This window comes from Microbacterium sp. GbtcB4, assembly GCF_019091465.1.
GTDB lineage: Bacteria > Actinomycetota > Actinomycetes > Actinomycetales > Microbacteriaceae > Microbacterium > Microbacterium paraoxydans.
The window spans coordinates 649442-665707 of sequence record NZ_JAGXJJ010000001.1; the positions used below are offsets into that span (position 1 = coordinate 649442).

General features: G+C 64.2%; 13 protein-coding genes. 10 read left to right on the plus strand and 3 right to left on the minus strand.

Annotated elements, in window-relative coordinates; translation table 11 throughout:
* Nucleotides 1-189 precede the first annotated feature (189 nt).
* The 8 genes from KVS71_RS03065 (at nucleotide 190) to KVS71_RS03100 (ending at nucleotide 8785) form a co-directional block, all read left to right on the plus strand.
* A complete protein-coding gene (locus KVS71_RS03065) occupies nucleotides 190-1578 on the plus strand; it encodes a glutamine synthetase family protein (RefSeq protein WP_217583733.1) in 1389 nt (462 codons plus the stop codon).
* Between the two features lie 29 nt (nucleotides 1579-1607).
* On the plus strand, nucleotides 1608-2372 hold the full coding sequence (locus KVS71_RS03070) for an SDR family NAD(P)-dependent oxidoreductase (RefSeq protein WP_193599337.1): 765 nt from the start codon (nucleotides 1608-1610) through the stop codon (nucleotides 2370-2372).
* Nucleotides 2372-3088 carry a gamma-glutamyl-gamma-aminobutyrate hydrolase family protein gene (locus KVS71_RS03075; RefSeq protein ID WP_193599419.1) on the plus strand — a complete coding sequence of 239 codons (717 nt, stop codon included), beginning with the start codon at nucleotides 2372-2374 and terminating at the stop codon, nucleotides 3086-3088. The genes KVS71_RS03070 and KVS71_RS03075 overlap by 1 nt, the downstream gene beginning before the upstream one ends.
* Nucleotides 3081-4256 carry a cytochrome P450 gene (locus tag KVS71_RS03080; RefSeq protein WP_193599336.1) on the plus strand — a complete coding sequence of 392 codons (1176 nt, stop codon included), beginning with the start codon at nucleotides 3081-3083 and terminating at the stop codon, nucleotides 4254-4256. Before KVS71_RS03075 ends, KVS71_RS03080 begins: the two co-directional genes overlap by 8 nt.
* Before the next feature lies 1 nt (nucleotide 4257).
* A complete protein-coding gene (locus KVS71_RS03085; RefSeq protein ID WP_193599335.1) occupies nucleotides 4258-4464 on the plus strand; it encodes a ferredoxin in 207 nt (68 codons plus the stop codon).
* Complete coding sequence (locus KVS71_RS03090) at nucleotides 4461-5609, plus strand: NAD(P)/FAD-dependent oxidoreductase (protein ID WP_193599334.1); 1149 nt, start codon at nucleotides 4461-4463, stop codon at nucleotides 5607-5609. Before KVS71_RS03085 ends, KVS71_RS03090 begins: the two co-directional genes overlap by 4 nt.
* 150 nt (nucleotides 5610-5759) lie before the next feature.
* Nucleotides 5760-7130 (plus strand): aldehyde dehydrogenase, encoded by a 1371-nt coding sequence (locus KVS71_RS03095; RefSeq protein ID WP_193599333.1) that lies wholly within the window; start codon nucleotides 5760-5762, stop codon nucleotides 7128-7130.
* Between the two features lie 35 nt (nucleotides 7131-7165).
* The gene (locus tag KVS71_RS03100) at nucleotides 7166-8785 is read left to right on the plus strand and encodes a sulfite reductase flavoprotein subunit alpha (RefSeq protein ID WP_217583735.1); all 1620 of its coding nucleotides are present in this window, start codon (nucleotides 7166-7168) and stop codon (nucleotides 8783-8785) included.
* Here KVS71_RS03100 and KVS71_RS03105 read toward each other — a convergent pair.
* On the minus strand, nucleotides 8779-10449 hold the full coding sequence (locus KVS71_RS03105) for a GAF domain-containing protein (protein ID WP_217583737.1): 1671 nt from the start codon (nucleotides 10447-10449) through the stop codon (nucleotides 8779-8781). The genes KVS71_RS03100 and KVS71_RS03105 overlap by 7 nt on opposite strands.
* 195 nt (nucleotides 10450-10644) lie before the next feature.
* Here KVS71_RS03105 and KVS71_RS03110 point away from each other — a divergent pair, with 195 nt between their 5' ends.
* Nucleotides 10645-12087, plus strand: coding sequence for an aminotransferase class III-fold pyridoxal phosphate-dependent enzyme (locus tag KVS71_RS03110; RefSeq protein ID WP_193599330.1), 1443 nt, complete (start codon nucleotides 10645-10647; stop codon nucleotides 12085-12087).
* Between the two features lie 21 nt (nucleotides 12088-12108).
* On the plus strand, nucleotides 12109-12810 hold the full coding sequence (locus KVS71_RS03115) for a helix-turn-helix domain-containing protein (protein WP_193599329.1): 702 nt from the start codon (nucleotides 12109-12111) through the stop codon (nucleotides 12808-12810).
* A 47-nt stretch (nucleotides 12811-12857) separates the two neighbouring features.
* Here the strand turns inward: KVS71_RS03115 and ppsA are convergent, their stop codons facing one another.
* Both ppsA and KVS71_RS03125 read right to left on the minus strand, forming a co-directional pair.
* Nucleotides 12858-15242, minus strand: coding sequence for a phosphoenolpyruvate synthase (ppsA, locus tag KVS71_RS03120; RefSeq protein WP_217583739.1), 2385 nt, complete (start codon nucleotides 15240-15242; stop codon nucleotides 12858-12860).
* Nucleotides 15243-15264: 22 nt separating this feature from the next.
* Complete coding sequence (locus KVS71_RS03125) at nucleotides 15265-16083, minus strand: pyruvate, water dikinase regulatory protein (protein ID WP_193599327.1); 819 nt, start codon at nucleotides 16081-16083, stop codon at nucleotides 15265-15267.
* Between the last annotated feature and the right edge of the window lie 183 nt (nucleotides 16084-16266).

Sequence of the window (16266 nt, forward strand, 5' to 3'; positions counted from 1 at the left end):
GATATCGCCCGAGCGTGGCTTTCGCCACGCTCGGGCGTTGTCGTTCAGCGGTCAGGGCCGACCCGTACGTCGTGCACCGCGAAACTGGGAACGATGTGCGCGGCGCACATAAGGCGGTGTGTGCGGCACGGATAGCCTCGCTGCACGCTCTTCATACTCACCATCAATGCAAGCTGGAAGGCAGGGCACATGAACAATGAGGTTCTGATCGAAGATCCGAAGCGCTACGTCGAAGAGTTCGTCGCCGAGCACGGGATCAAGGTCATCAAGATCGGTGCACCCGACATCGACGGCCTCTGGCGTGGCAAGCGCCTTTCGGCGAAGTACTTCGTGGAGTCCGCGTACAAAGCCGGAACGAACATCTGCAACATCCTCTTCGGCTGGGACATTGAAGACGCCAGTATCCCGAACCTCACGTTCACCGGCTGGCACACCGGCTACCCGGACGTGAACCTGCGGCCCGACCTCACGACACTGAGGCTGGTTCCGGGTGAGCCGGGTGTGGCCTCCGTCATCTGCGACCTCTACAACCCCGATGGCACACCGTTGGAGCAGTCGCCTCGCGGCGTCCTGCGTCGTATCGTCGACCGAGCTGCAGCCCTCGGATACACCCCGGTCTGCGCATACGAATTCGAGTTCTACCTGTTCGAGGGAACTCCGCGCGAACTCGCGCGCCGCAACTGGCGTGACCTGGAGCCGATCACCAACGGCAACCACACGTACAGCGTCTACCGCGACTCGGGCACCGAGCACGTGATCGGACTCATCCGTGACCAGCTCGCAGAGCAGGGCGTGTTCATTGAGGCCAGCAACAGCGAGCACGGCGCTGGCCAGTTCGAAGTCAACATCCATTACGGTGACGCCATCCAGGCAGCGGACAGCGCCCTGCTCCTCAAGCACACCGTCAAGGAGATCGCCGCAGCCCACGGGCTCACTGCATCGTTCATGGCCAAGATCAACCCCGGGCAGGCGGGTTCGTCCGGACACGTGCACCAGAGCCTGATCAGCGCCGAGGACGAGGACGCCCTGTTCGCGAACCCCACCACTCCCGGCGAGCTCAGCAGCATCGGAAACGCCTACCTCGCCGGGCTCGTCGCCGGCTCCCGCGACTTCACCGCTCTGTACCTTCCGACCGTCAACTCCTACAAGCGAGTCGAAGGCGGACAATGGGCAGGATCCAGCGCCACATGGGGTGTCGACAACCGCACCGTGGCCATCCGCAGCATCCCATCGGCGGGGGCTGCAGCACGTGTGGAGAACCGTATCGCGGGAGCGGACGCCAACCCGTACCTGGTCCTCGCCGCCAACATCGCGTCGGGTCTGAGTGGCTTGGAGAAATCGCTCACCCCGCCGGAGGCCGTGACCGGCAACGCGTACGAGCAGGACGGCGATGCCGCTGTTCGTCTGCCGCACACGCTGGAAGCAGCCATCGCTGTGTTTGCGGACAGCGACCTGGCGAAGGAGTACTTCGGTGAGGAATTCGTCCGCCACTACACGGAGACCCGCCAGTGGGAGGTGCAGCAGTTCCACAAGGCTGTCACCGACTGGGAGACGTCCCGCTACCTCGAACACATCTGACCCCCGACAAGCCAAGAAAGAGAACGAATATGGGAAATCGACTTGAAGGACGTTTCGCCGCGGTCACCGGAGCCGCGTCCGGAAACGGTCGTGCTATCGCTGAGAAGCTGCTCGATGAGGGAGCATCGCTCGCTGCCATCGACCTGAACCCGGATGCCCTCGAATCGGTGTTCGGCGGCCGCGACAACGTCATCAACATCCGGGCGAACGTCGCCGATGAGGACAGCGTCCGTGCCGGCTTCGCGAAGGTCGCCGACGAGTTCGGACGCCTCGACGTGCTGGTCAACAACGCCGGCATCGTGAAGTTCGGCACTTTCGAGGACCTTTCCGTCGCGGAATGGGATCAGGTGTTCGCCGTGAACTCCACCGGTCCGTTCATCGTGTCTCGCGAGGCATACGGCCTCCTGCGAGCTGGTGACGGTGATCACACGCGCTCCATCGTGAACATCACCTCGGTCGAAGCGCACATCGTGATCTCTTCGAGCGGCCACCCCCAGATCCACTACAACGCTTCCAAGGGTGCCCTGCTGCAGCTCACCCGCGCTCTGGCTGTCGAGGCCGCTTCCTCCGGCATTCGAGTCAACGCGGTCGCGCCCGGATTCATCGAAACGCCATTCACGGCCGAGGCACTCGGGAAGGAAGAGGTCCGCAACTGGCTGCTCGAGCGCACCCCGATGGGACGCATCGGCAAGCCCGAGGACGTCGCCAACGGCGTGGCATTCCTCGCCTCGGACGAGTCGAGCTGGGTGACCGGGACGACGCTGTTCGTCGACGGTGGTTGGACGATCTACTGATGCCTCGTCCACTTATCGCAGTCACCGCCGACCGGAGCGTGCAGCAGTCCGCTTTCGGTCCGCGGGACTCCACACTTCAGGTGCTCAGCTACGCCGAAGCCGTTGTCTCTGCGGGCGGCCGACCGGCGATCCTCCCGGCCACGGAGACGATCCCGGAGGACCTGCTCGACGGTTTCGACGCGCTTCTCCTCACCGGTGGCGGCGACCTGTCCCCGGAGATGTACGGGCAGGCGCCGGACGAGGCCGTATACGGTGTCAGCCCCTTCCGTGACCGTTTCGAGACGGCCCTTGTGCGTGACGCCCGTGAGCGAGGACTGCCGATCCTGGCGATCTGCCGGGGGCTGCAGCTCATCAATGTCCTGCGCGGGGGCACGCTCATCCAGCACCTCGACGGGCACTGGCAGACCCGCCCGTCGAACGAAGCGGACCACGAGATCGCCGTCGAACCGACATCACTTCTTGCGGGCATCGTCGGAGAGCGGATGGCGGTGAACAGTTACCACCACCAGGCCGTAGCGCGTCTGGGCGAGGGGCTGACCGTCACCGCACGCGCAGGGGAAGTGGTCGAAGCGTTCGAGGACCCGTCCGCCAACCTCATCGCAGTGCAATGGCACCCGGAGCACCTGTACCTGACCTCACCAGACAACCATGCTCTGTTCGACGACCTTGTTCGCCGGGCGAGCGCGTACACCGAAAGGAAACCGGCTCATGTCTGACAACGAAACCCTCGCCGAGTTCGACTTCCACGGCAAGGCACTCGACACGATCTTCGACGACTACGCGCAGATGCACGAGTCGAAGCCTGTCGGCCACAGCTCGAAGTACGGCGGGTTCTGGTACATCTCCAAGAGCGAGGACATCTTCGACGCGGAGCAGGACCCGGAGACATGGTCGGTGGGTCCGTCGATGCTGCTGCCGTCCTTCGGCACGGAGATGCCGCTGATCCCCATCGACATCGACCCGCCCACGCACGCCGGCTTCCGCAAGCTGCTGCTTCCGATGTTCACTCCGATGGCGATCAACAAGCTCGAACCGGGCATGCACTCCACGGCCATCGAACTGTCGGATCAGGTGAAAACCGCGTTCGAGGACAGCGAAGTCGTCGACGTGTCGGCACTCTTCGCCCGTCCCTACCCGACGATCATCTTCAGCCGACTCGCCGGATACCCGGAGAAGGACTGGCCTCTGTTCGACCAGTGGATCGACGACATCATCTACGAGCGGACCAAGTCTCCCGAGAAGGCGAAAGCCGCCGGAGACGACCTCATCGCCTACGTGCAGCGCCTCATCGACGACGGGCGCGCAGGGAAGGCACTCGAGGGCATCACCGGCGAGCTGCTCAACGCGACAATCGACGGACGCCCGCTGACTGATGACGAGTTGGTCTCCTACGGATACCTGCTGTTCCTCGCAGGCTTGGACACCACCGCATGGGCGATCCGCTCCTCACTGTGGTACCTCGCCCGCAACAAGGAAGCGCAGGCACTTCTGCGCCGCGAGCCCGACCGGATCGTGGATGCGGCTGAGGAGTTCCTGCGTACGCTGTCGCCCGTCCAGGCGATGGCGCGCACCGCGAAGCAGGACACCACGGTCCGCGGGCAGGAGATCAAGGCGGGCGAGCGTGTGGTGCTGGTGTTCGGAGCCGGCAACCGAGACCCCGAGATCTACGACAACCCGAACGACATCGACATCACTCGCGAGAACAACCGGCACCTCGCGTTCGGCGGCGGTATCCACCGGTGCCTGGGCTCAAACCTCGGACGCAAAGAGCTCGTGATCTCCCTCGAGCACTTCCTGGCCACCATCCCGGAATTCGAGCTGGCCCAGGAGGAGCCCTGGCATGGTGTCGGGTCGCTGCGGCTGCGTCTGACAGGAGGCGAGTGACATGACGAAGATCTGGGTGGACCCGGCACGGTGCCAGGGACACGCACGGTGCTTCATGATCGCCCCCGAGACCTTCTACATCGACGATGAAGGATACGGGCATGTGGTGGAAGGACGTGAGGGCGCCTTCGAAGAGGAGAACACGCGAAGAGCCATCAGAAACTGCCCTGAGCGTGCCATCAAGCTCGTCGAGACGGAGGACGCGTGAGCGAGTCGCTGGTCGTGGTCGGCGCTTCCGTCGCGACCACGGCGTTTATCGAGCGGCTGCGGGAACTCGGCAACAGTGCGCAGGTCACGGTCATCGACTGTGACCCCGACGCCCCATATGACAGGCCCCCGCTGTCGAAGCACTACCTTGTCGAGGGTGAGGCGGACGATATCGCCGTTGACTGGAGCGACCTGAATGCCGAGCTCGTCCGTGCACGTGCCACGAGCGTGGACACGTCGGCGTCGGTCGTCAGAGTCGAGTACCCCGATGGGCGGATGGGCGCTGTGCCGTTCGACCAACTTGTGATCGCCACGGGTGCGAGCGCCGCGCGGCTGCCTATCGAACCGGAGGACACCACGGTACTGCGGAGCGCCGCGGATGCCCGAAGGCTGCGCGAGCGCACGGCGAACGGCGAGTCTGCCGTGGTCATCGGCGCGGGAGCCATCGGCGTGGAGCTCGCCTCCTCGCTCGCCGCCCGCGGATCGAAGGTCGCGCTCCTGGACCGAGCCGCAGGGCCCCTCGAGCGACTGTTGGCCGGCCACCTGGGCCAGGAGACGTCTGCCTGGCTCGCGGATGCGGGCGTTGCCTGTCATTGGGAAGCCGATATCGCTCGCATCAGCACCACTGACCGCGGCTGGGAGGTGGAGCTCCGAGACGGGCCTGTGCTTGTCGGTGACGTCCTCATCAGCGCCGTGGGCGCCCGCCCTGCCGTCGGGTGGCTGGAAGAGAGCGGCCTCCTCACCCAGGGTGCGTTGCTCGTCGACGACGACGGTCGTGTCGTTCAGGAAGGGGCCGTCGTCCCGCACCTGTTCGGTATCGGTGACGCGGTCACGCGCATGCGCGACGGCGGTCCGGGCCAGCGCACGGAGAGCTGGGCCGAAGCGCGACAGCAGGGTGCACACCTTGCGGAGATGCTCACCGGCGTGAACAGGCAGCCGGCGCCCCCGTCATACTTCTGGACGGAAGTCGCAGGACGCAAAGTCCAAGTGGTCGGGGCGCTGCATCCGGACGCCGTGCCGGTGCTGGAGTTCGAGAACCCAGAGCGCGGAGCGACGCTTCACCGCTATGACGCGCCGGACGGCACAAGCGCGTGGATCGGCGTCAACGCGCAGCCGCGCATTGCGAGGCTGCTGACGGCGGCGTGAGAGGGACACCGCTCGAAGAAAGGGGGCATGTGCATGACGCACATGCCCCCTTTCACTTTCGTACTCCGTGCACGCTGGCTCCGTCCCCGCGTGAGCCAAGGTAAGACAACTGAAGCGGGCGAGCGACCCGTAGACGGCGGAAGAGGAGCGATGACGAACCTGACAATTCCCGTATGGAACCCGGCGACCGAAGAGCAGATCGACGAGGTGCGGGCGTTCACCCGCGCTGACGTTGACATCGCTGTAGAGCGAGCGGTCGCTGCGCAGAGAAGCTGGGCACGCCTTCCTATCGCGCAGCGCCAGCAGTTCCTGTTCGACCTCGCTGATGCGGTGTCTCGCCATCGGGAGGAGCTGGCCAGTCTCGAGTCACGCGATGTGGGAAAGCCGATGACGGCGGCGCTCGCTGAGGCAGACAGCGTCGCTGGGGTGTTCCGCTACTACGCCGGCACCATCGACAAGCTGACCGGTGAGACCATTCCCGTCGACGGGGGCGTAGCACTGACCTTCCGCGAGGCAATCGGTGTCGTCGGGGTCATCACACCCTGGAACTTCCCCCTGCCCATCGCCAGCTGGAGCATCGCGCCCGCCCTCGCGGCCGGTAACGCCGTCATCGTCAAGCCGGCGAGCATGACCCCGCTGTCCACCGTCCGGCTTGGCGAGCTCGCCGCGGAGGTCTCCCCGATTCCGCACCTCCTGCAAGTGGTCACGGGCGGCGGCGCAGAAGTGGGCTCAACTCTCATCGAGGACTCGAGGGTCGGGAAGATCAGCTTCACCGGGTCCACCGAGGTGGGGCGATCCATCCTCCGCTCCAGCGCTGACACCATGAAGCGGGTCACCCTCGAACTCGGCGGAAAGTCCGCGAACATCGTCTTCGCTGACGCCGACATCGCCAAGGCGGCAGCATCCGCGCCATGGGCGGTGTTCGACAACACCGGTCAGGACTGCTGCGCACGAAGCCGCATCCTCGTGCAGCGGCCCGCTCTTGACGAATTCCTTGAGAAGTTCGTCGCCGCCACGAGTGCTCTGCGGATCGGAGACCCGTCGCGGCTGGACACTGACCTCGGCCCCCTGGTGTCACAGGAGCACCGTACGACCGTCGAGTCCTTCCTCGACGACAAGCTCGATGTGGTCTTCAAGGGATCCGCCCCGGACGGCCCCGGCTACTGGATGGCCCCCCACATCGCCGTCGACCAGGACGGATCCACCCGCGCAGCCCGGGACGAGATCTTCGGCCCCGTCGCCGTGGTCATTCCCTTCGACACGGAGGAGGAGGCGGTCCGGCTCGCCAACGAGACGATCTACGGTCTCAGCGGCTCCATCTGGACCAGCAACGTCGGCCGCGCGCTTCGCGTTGCGAGGGGTGTGGAGAGCGGGACCTTGTCCGTGAACTCGAACTCCTCCATCCGTGTGCAGGTCCCGTTCGGTGGCTTCAAACAGTCCGGCATCGGACGCGAGCTGGGGATGGAGGGCGTGCGCGGCTTCACAGAGCCGAAGTCGGTCTTCATCAACACCGAATCATGACCATACAGTTGAGCGTCGCTGAGGGGGAAGCGAAGATGGCCGCGTCAGATGCTGCGGAACTCACCATCCTTTTCGGGAGCCAGACCGGCAACGCGGAGTACCTGGCATTCCAGATCCACGGGAAGGTGGAGAAGGCCGGCAACAACGCGCAATTGGCGTCCCTTGAGGACTGGCTGCACTCCGGAGACCGGCAGCTCCAGCGACTTCTGGTTGTGACCTCCACGCACGATAACGGCCACATGCCGGACAACGCGGCAGAGTTCTGGGACTGGCTGCAACAGCTCCCCGCCGGAGCCTTCGAAGGACTGCCCTATGCGGTCCTCTCCATCGGCGATTCCATGTACGAGGACTTCTGCAAAGCCGGCCACGACATCGACCAGCGGCTCGAAGAACTCGGAGCCGCTCGAATCGTCGAGAGCATCGACTGCGACATCGACTTCGAGTTCAGTGCCGAGCGATGGGCGAAGCCGGCAGTTCAGCAACTGCTCGACACCCAGCCCTGGGACGGTGCGGTCTCTGCCGACTCTGAGGATCCGGGTCAGGCCGTTGCAGAGAAGCACACGGCCTCGGACCGGGACCGGACCGCCAGGGTGGTGGCAACCCAGCAGCTGTCCAAGCCCGGTTCCGCGAAGTACGTCGCTCACTACGAACTCGCGTTCGATGAGCCGTTCACCTACGCGCCCGGTGACTCGCTCTCGGTGTTCCCGAAGAACTCCGACCGTCTCGTCTCTCAGTGGATTGACGTCTTCGGGGAGCAGACCATTGACGGGCGGGCTTTCCGGGACATCCTCAAGCACGACGTCGAACTGCGTCTGCCGCACCCCGGTCTCATCGTCGGTCTGTCGCGGCTGCAACCGGACAACAACTCCGTGAAAGAGATCATCGACCTCATCCAGTCAGGCTCCCGGGAGCGCCTGGACGCATGGCTCTGGGGTCGTGACGTGCTGGACGTCATCACGGACCTCGGCTGCGAGAGCATCCCTGCGGCGGACGTCCTGGCGGAGCTTCGACCTCTCCAGCATCGGGACTATTCGATCTCATCCAGCCCGCTCCTCGATGACGGCAGACTGCACATCACCGTCGCGGGGGTCAAATATGAGCGGGATCGTGGCGAACATCAAGGAACCGCAACCGAGTTCCTGCGCGAACGTGCTGAGGACGGAGCGGCGTTCACCGTCCGCCGCGTACCCGCACACGAGTTCACTCTCCCCGCTGACGACCAGCCGGTGATCATGATCGGGCCGGGTGTGGGGGTCGCACCGTTCCGAGCATTCCTTCGGCATCGCGATGCCTCCGGCGCCTCCGGCAGCAACTGGCTGTTCTTCGGGGATCAGCACCGCGCCTTCGACTGGCTGTACGAGGACGAGTTCGAGGACCTGCGAGCACGCGGCGTGCTTGACCGGCTCGACGTGGCTTTCTCGCGTGACCAGGCGGAGAAGCTCTACGTGCAGCACGTCATGCTCGATCACGCAGATCAGCTGAGGGAGTGGGTGGACGGCGGAGCGTACATCTTCGTGTGTGGGGATAAGACACGCATGGCCGCAGACGTCGACCGGGCGCTGGTCGACATCCTCGGCGCAGGTGACTCGTCCGCCGGAGAGCAGCGTGTGGCCGACCTGAAGGCGGCAGGGCGCTACGTCAAAGACGTCTACTGAGCCGCGACTGAACTGCTCACCCTGGCGCTCGCAACCCGAGCCGCGAGCGCCAGGGGCGACCACGCGGTGCCGGGACCCAGCACGATGCCGAGCACATGCTCGATACGCTGCATCCGCTGCCGCAACGTGTTGCGGTGGATGAGCAGCTCCTTCGCGGTCTCTTGCACAGAACCACCCCATCCCGCGAGAACAGCTAGAGTCTTCACGAGCTGCGTTCCCTGCTTGATGTCGTACTGAACCAAAGGCTCGAGCATGCCGACGAGCGACACGACGGTAGGAGCCAGCTCCCGGACGACATCACTCAACGGCAGCATGCCGCGGACATCCTGATATATCGCCAAAGACACCGGAGATATCTGGCCGTACACGCCGGCCCATTCCAGAGCGCTCCGGGCATTGTCGATTGCTTGACGGATGTCGTCAGGGGTGGAAGTGACCGAACCGACGCCAATCGAGGCTCGCAGCCCCGCCCCTTCAGCGAGTCGCTGGGTGGCCTGGAACACGTGCGAGCTCAACTCAGGTGCCAGCCGGCCTCCGGGCGCATCGGCGAGGACCAAGCCCCACGTGGAGTGCAGGAGCACGACCGCGCGGTTTCCGGCAGCCACGCTGAGAGCATCCTTCAACGCCCGGCTGGCTGTCTCCCAATCGCTCTGCACGCTGTGCACACGGACAAGAATGGGACAGACCGGGCCATCCAACCCCAGCTCACCGAGGATGCTGGCCGCTTCCCTATCGTCCTGCGTGAACCGCAGCCTGGTCGCCAGAGAGGAGCCCACCGAGTTCAGGTCGACAGCTTCGAGAAGTACTCCAAGTTGCATGGCGAGCGCGCTCAGCCGCTCGACGTCTCGGGAGCGGAACCGTGCGGGCCGGTAGCAGGTGAGGATGCCACGAGAGGCGCCGACACCGAGCGCGACAGACATGTGCTCGAGGCCCCCGCAGTGCTGGTCGATGCTGCTTTGAGCAGCGGAACGGGAGTGCGTCGACCATACACGTTGACCTGTGTCAGTTCGCGACGCGAACATGATCGGGGTCGCGGCGTTTTCACGTCTGCTCATGTACTCGAGCATGCACACCTGCCCGTCGATGAGCTCCAGCACACGTTGCGCGGCGAAGTCCAAGGCGGGAACCAAGGACGTCCGGGAAGCGGTCGGAAAATCCAGCAGGAAGTGCGCGATTGCGGACTGATGGTTGAGGTCGTTCACGGTCTCAGCGCGCACGAGGCCCGTGGCTAGTAGGCGGCCGACCTCAACGGCGATGGCCAACTCATCCTCACCGAAGGCGCTCTCCTCTGTGGAGTACAAGGCGAACACACCGCGAAGATTGTTCGACTCGTCCGCAATAGGCGCGGCGAGCACCGAGTGGAACTCCTCCTCCTCGATGCTTGCGAACGGGACGAATCGGGGGTCCTCGGCGGGCGCGCGGTTGATGATGACGGACTCCTGACGCATCGCCGCCCATCCCGCGATTCCTTCGCCGAGACGCAACCGGATCTCATCTATTCCCGTCTGTTGCGGGACTTGGGTCGCCACCCGGAGAACGAGGCGTTCGTCTTCCTCATCCCACAAGTACACGAACACGGCTTTCGTGTCGGTGGCGCGCGCAACCAGCTGCACCGCGTCCTCGGCAAGCTCGACGGGATCACGACCCTGAGCGAACAGCAGCACGAGCTGCGAGAGAACCGCTGCGCGGCGCTCTGCGAGAACATCCTTACGATCCGATGACAACTGCGACACCTTCCCTGATTGGCGCAGACTCCTTCGCCTCGCCCCGCGACTCTAAGACGCCGAAGGCATCATCGCTTGTGCGTGACACACTCCGAGGACGCAGTGAGTGTGCCTGATGCACATAGTAGACCTTCGGTGAACTGGCAGAGTTCTGCTGTTGTCGCCGATGCGGGCGCAACGAGGAGGGTGACCCGGATGCCAACCGATTTGCTGACTAGCGACGCTTCGCACCCACATCTGTGGCGGCATTTCTCCGACATGGGTGGCGCGGCGCCCCAGGTGTTCGTCGAAGGACGGGGCAGCTACCTCATCGACGAGTCAGGCGAGAGCTATCTCGACGCGCTGTCGAACTTGTATTGCGTCAACCTGGGATATTCCTACGGCGCAGAGATGGGCCGTGCGGCCTTCGCTCAGTACTGTCAGCTGGGGTATCACTCGTCATGGGGTTCCACGCACCCGCGGGCGTTGGAGCTCGCGGACCGGTTGGCGAAATTGGCACCGGTTGGCCTGAACCATGTGTTCTTCACCCCGAGCGGTGGGGAATCGGTCGAAGCGGCGTGGAAACTCGCCCGCGCGTTCGCCTTGGCGAACGGCGAGGACCGGTGGAAAGTCATCTCCCGGCAGTCGGCGTATCACGGTACGACGTTGGGTGCGCTCTCGTTGAACGGACTTGACCATCTGAGGGAACAGTTCGCACCGATGCTGGTTCCGAGCATTCGAACGTCGAACACCAGGCGGCTGTTCGGTACCGGCGCGGACTCTGTCGATGACGGCGTGCGTGAGTTGCTCGACGAGCTCGAACAGCAGATCATCGAGAACGATCCGTCCACGATTGCGGCCTTGATCGTTGAGCCAGTGCAGAACCACGGCGGCATGCTCTCTGCCCCGCCGAGCTACTTCGCGGGTCTGCGGAGGCTGTGCGATGCCTACGGCCTGCTGCTGGTGGCGGACGAGACGATCACCGCTTTCGGTCGCTGCGGTGTATGGTTCGCCAGCGCGAGATTCGGACTGGACCCGGACATCATTGTGACAGCGAAAGGGCTGTCCTCTGCGCACGCTGTGATGGGGGCGGTGATCGCCTCAGACCGGGTGTTTGCTCCCTTCCTACGTCCGGGTTCGTCGTTCCTCCACGGGAACACCTTCGGCGGTCATCCGGTGATGGCGGCTGTCGCCCTCAAGAACCTCGAAATCATGGAGCGGATAGACCTCCCCGGCCAGGTTAGGGCACGGCAGACCGCCCTGGAGAAGGAGCTGCGTTCGCTGTTGGATCTCGATGTGGTCCACGATGTGAGAGGCGCCGGGTACTTGTGGGCCATCGAGCTTGTTTCGGCGTCAGCGGACGCCCCGCACGGGAAGCGCATCTGGGGTCCGCTCGACCTTGAGAAGAGATTGCATCAGTTGGGCGTGCTCACTCGGGTAGCGTTCGACGACGACATCGCGATTATCAACGTTGCCCCGCCGCTCGTGGCGGAGCAGACTGAATTTGACATCATCGTCGATGCCTTGCGGTCTGTTCTCAGCACCGTGAGCGCGCAAGCTCAGGAACGGCGCGACCAAGCGGTCTCTACGACGATGTAGGGGCGTACTCGAAGGAGGATCATGCCTGACACAAATAGCGCGCTGCCGCGGTTGACTGGGGCTCGCGATGGCTGGGTGCCTCCGACGGACTACTGCCCCGTCTCCATCGGTGCCCGTCTGATCGCTGACCGTTGGACGCTCCTCATCGTCCGCGAGATGCTTGTAGGAGCGACGCGGTTCAATGCCATTCACCGGGCACTGCCTACGATGTCCCGCACGTTGTTCGCGACGCGACTGCGCTACCTCGTACGAATCGGTGTCGCGGAGCACTCATCGGACACCGGCGAATACCATCTCACGGCGGCCGGCGTTGCCCTGCGTCCGGTTCTCGAAGCGTTGGGTGCGTGGACCCTCGACTGGAGGGTCTCTCCGTCGACGGACGCCGATCTCAATGTCGGCGCGCTTCTGTGGCAGATGCATCTCGGGCTGCAGCGGGACCGTCTTCCCAGCGGAGGTATCGTCCTTGCCTTCCGGTTCCCCGACCAGAACCCGGGCGAAGCGTGGATGTACGCCGACGACCAAGGATCCGGTGCCTGCATCGGAACGCCAGAGAGGGAACCAGATCTGACGGTCATCGTCGACCTGCGCGTGCTCAATGAGCTCTGGTGGGGCAAACGACAGTGCGCGGTGGCTATCGCCGAAGGCGACGTCGGGTTTCGTGGAGCGGAGGCGTTGGCCCGCGCGTACCCCACGTGGTTCCGGCCGCAGAGCCTCACAGCGTGAGCTCGTGATGGACGCCGGCTGTGCCGGCATCCACCACGACATCAGATTCAGGCGGGGACCCACTGCAAGTCGGACATCTTCAACCAGGTTTGCACCACCGTGTCCGGGTTGAGGGACATGGAGTCGACCCCCTGCTCCACCAGCCATTGGGCGAGCTCGGGGTGGTCGCTGGGGCCCTGCCCGCACACTCCGACGTACTTGCCCCGAGCCTTGCACGCCGTGATCGCGAGCGACAGCATCTTCAACACGGCGGGGTCGCGCTCATCGAAGGATGCAGCGACGATGCCGCTGTCTCGGTCCAGCCCCAACGTCAGCTGCGTCATGTCGTTAGATCCGATGGAGAAGCCGTCGAAGAACTCGAGGAAGTCATCGGCGAGTACAGCGTTCGAAGGCAGCTCGCACATCATCATGACCTTCAGGTCGTTCTCACCCCGGCGGAGCCCGTTGCTTGCGAGAAGGTCCGTGACCGTAGCAGCCTCCTCGAGTGTTCGCACGAACGGCACCATCACCTGCACGTTTCGCAGACCCATCTCGTCACGAACGAACCGCAGGGCTTCGCATTCCATGGCGAAGCAGTCGCGGAAGTCGTCTGAGATGTACCGGGACGCCCCGCGGTACCCCAGCATCGGGTTCTCCTCCTTCGGTTCGTAGAGTTCACCGCCGAGGAGGTTGGCGTACTCGTTGGACTTGAAGTCCGACAGCCGCACGATCACGGGTTCCGGAGCGAATGCCGCGGCGATGGTCGCGACACCCTCGGCGACCCGCCGGATGAAGAACTCCCTCGGGGAGGGGTAGGCCGCGATGCGTTCGTCGACCTCCTGCCGGAGAACAGAAGGCAGGGTCTTGTGATCCAACAACGCCTTCGGGTGGATGCCGATTTGACGGTTGATGATGAACTCCAACCGGGCAAGCCCTACACCATGGTGGGGCAGCCGCGAGAACGCGAAGGCCTGGTCGGGTGTGCCGACGTTCATCATGATGCGAGTCGGAGTCGGCGGCATGTGATCGAGTTCTGTCACCTCCTCGTCGAAGTCGATGATACCGGCGTACACGAAACCGGTGTCCCCTTCCGCGCAACTGACCGTCACATCTGTGCCGTCATTGAGCACGGTGGTGGCGTTTCCTGTCCCGACAACGGCGGGGATTCCGAGTTCGCGCGCGATGATCGCGGCGTGGCATGTGCGGCCACCACGATTTGTCACGATGGCCGCAGCTCGCTTCATGATGGGCTCCCAGTCAGGATCAGTCATGTCCGCGACGAGGACATCTCCGGCCTGGAAGTCCTGCATGTCGTCCACGCTGTCGAGCACACGCGTCGTTCCCGCACCGATCCGCTGGCCGATGGCGCGACCCTCGGTGAGGATCTCACCAGGCCCCTGGAGCGTGAAGCGGGTGAGCACGTTACCCGTGGCACGCGACACCACAGTCTCCGGTCGCGCTTGCAGGATGTAAAGGTGACCGTCGATGCCGGCTTTCGCCCATTCGATGTCCATCGGGCGCCCGTAGTGCTCCTCGATGGTCAGGGCGAGGCGCGCGAGCTCTTTGACCTCGGTATCAGTGATCGAGAACTCACGTCGCGCCCACTCCGGAACCGGGACGAACGCCGTGCTCTTACCGGCATCGACCCGGTCGGTGTAGCGCATCGCCGTGGCCTTCTCGCCGACGGAACGTCGCAGGATCGCTGGGCGTCCCTCGCGCAGCACCGGTTTCGACACGAAGAACTCGTCCGGGTTCACAGCCCCCTGGACGACTGCCTCACCCAGGCCGTAGGAACTGGTGATGAAAACGGCCTCGTCGAAGCCCGACTCGGTGTCGACAGTGAACATCACCCCGGATGCACCGAGGTCAGAGCGGACCATACGTTGCACGCCTGCAGAGATGGCCACGTCCGCGCTGTCGAATCCGTGGTGAGCCCGGTAGGCAATGGCCCGGTCGTTGTACAGGGACGCGAACACTGCCCGGATCGCATCGAGGATGTTGTCGATTCCGCCGACATTCAGGTACGTCTCCTGCTGACCAGCGAATGACGCGTCGGGGAGATCCTCCGCGGTCGCGCTGGACCGGACAGCCCAGGTCACCGATCTCGGTTCGGGGTCGGAGGTGACGAGTTCTTCGTACGCTCCCCGGATGTCGTTCTCGAGCTTCTGAGGGAGCGGGTGGGCAAGGACGAGACGGCGGATGTCCGCCCCGATTCGCGCGAGCTCCGTGACGTTGTCGACGTCGGTTCGAGCGATGACATCCGCGATGGTGGCCCCGAGCGATCCGTGAGCGATGAACTCCCGGTAGGCGTCAGCAGTCGTGGCGAAACCGCGGGGCACCCGAACTCCCAGATCGGTGAGGTGCGACACCATCTCGCCGAGTGAGGCGTTTTTCCCTCCCACTCGGCCCAGGTCGGACATCCCGACCTGATGGAACCACAGAACATTGGTCATGCTTGTCTCCTTTGACGGGCTGCTAACGCAGGTTGAGGGTTTGGATCACGACGGCGGACATCTCTTCGACGCTCTTCGCGGAAGAGTTGAGAAAAGGGATGCCCGCGCTGCGGTAAAGGTGCTCCGCTCTGCGAATCTCTGTGGTGCACTGGGTGAGGCTGGCGTAATGAGATTCCGGTCGACGCTCGTGTCGGACCTGACTGAGCCGTTGGGGTGTGGTGGTGAGGCCGAAGCACTTCAAGGCGTATGGGCGGATCTCGGGCGGCAGCTCGTCGCCTGGCAAGTCGTCGTCAGTGAGCGGATAGTTGGCGACGTGGACCCCGTGCTGCAGCGCAAGGTACAACGAGGTGGGGGTTTTCCCGCACCGGCTCGGCGCGATGATGATGACGTCCGCGCGGTCAAGCCTGCGGAAGCTCTGGCCGTCGTCGTGCTCGATGGTGTATTCGATGGCTTTGATCCGAGTGAAGTACCGGTCGGTGTCGGCAAGGGAGTGATACCGGCCTGATTCCGGAGATGCTGACGCCCCGAGCGTTGCTTCGATGCTGGTCAGGTGCCCGCGGAGCAGATCGATGAGAACTGCGGGAACGCTCGCGAAAGCCAGACCGATCTCAGGATTCTTCGCGGTGACGAAGACGATGGGCGGCGGGCCCGACGCGGCGGCCGCTTCTACGAGTTCAACAACGGCTGCGGCTTCCTGCAGGGTCTCCACGAAGGACACCGTCCTTCGCGTGAAAGCAAAGCCAGGGAAGTTCGACAACAGCGCGTTTCCCAGTGTCTCCGCGGTGATCCCAGTGCTGTCGGACACGAAGAACACCGCCCGGGGAGCGGAGGACTCAAGCATGGGATCACCTCGCCACTACCGTCGCTGAACGGCAATCCACGGGTATGTGCGCCGGGCACGCGTTTGTGATGTGCCTTGTGCATCGCAGCCACTTAGGTCGAGTGGTACGAAATCTGCACTGGAGGCGGTGACGCGTTCCGTATTGACTTTCGACACCGCCACACCGATGTGGCCCCTGCCATG

Coding starts and splice junctions, on each gene's coding strand:
- KVS71_RS03095 (WP_193599333.1), top strand. CDS start 5,760: ATGACGAACCTGACAATTCCCGTATGGAACCCGGCGACCGAAGAGCAG.
- KVS71_RS03125 (WP_193599327.1), bottom strand. CDS start 16,083: ATGCTTGAGTCCTCCGCTCCCCGGGCGGTGTTCTTCGTGTCCGACAGC.
- KVS71_RS03100 (WP_217583735.1), top strand. CDS start 7,166: ATGGCCGCGTCAGATGCTGCGGAACTCACCATCCTTTTCGGGAGCCAG.
- KVS71_RS03070 (WP_193599337.1), top strand. CDS start 1,608: ATGGGAAATCGACTTGAAGGACGTTTCGCCGCGGTCACCGGAGCCGCG.
- KVS71_RS03080 (WP_193599336.1), top strand. CDS start 3,081: ATGTCTGACAACGAAACCCTCGCCGAGTTCGACTTCCACGGCAAGGCA.
- KVS71_RS03075 (WP_193599419.1), top strand. CDS start 2,372: ATGCCTCGTCCACTTATCGCAGTCACCGCCGACCGGAGCGTGCAGCAG.
- KVS71_RS03085 (WP_193599335.1), top strand. CDS start 4,258: ATGACGAAGATCTGGGTGGACCCGGCACGGTGCCAGGGACACGCACGG.
- KVS71_RS03065 (WP_217583733.1), top strand. CDS start 190: ATGAACAATGAGGTTCTGATCGAAGATCCGAAGCGCTACGTCGAAGAG.
- ppsA (WP_217583739.1), bottom strand. CDS start 15,242: ATGACCAATGTTCTGTGGTTCCATCAGGTCGGGATGTCCGACCTGGGC.
- KVS71_RS03115 (WP_193599329.1), top strand. CDS start 12,109: ATGCCTGACACAAATAGCGCGCTGCCGCGGTTGACTGGGGCTCGCGAT.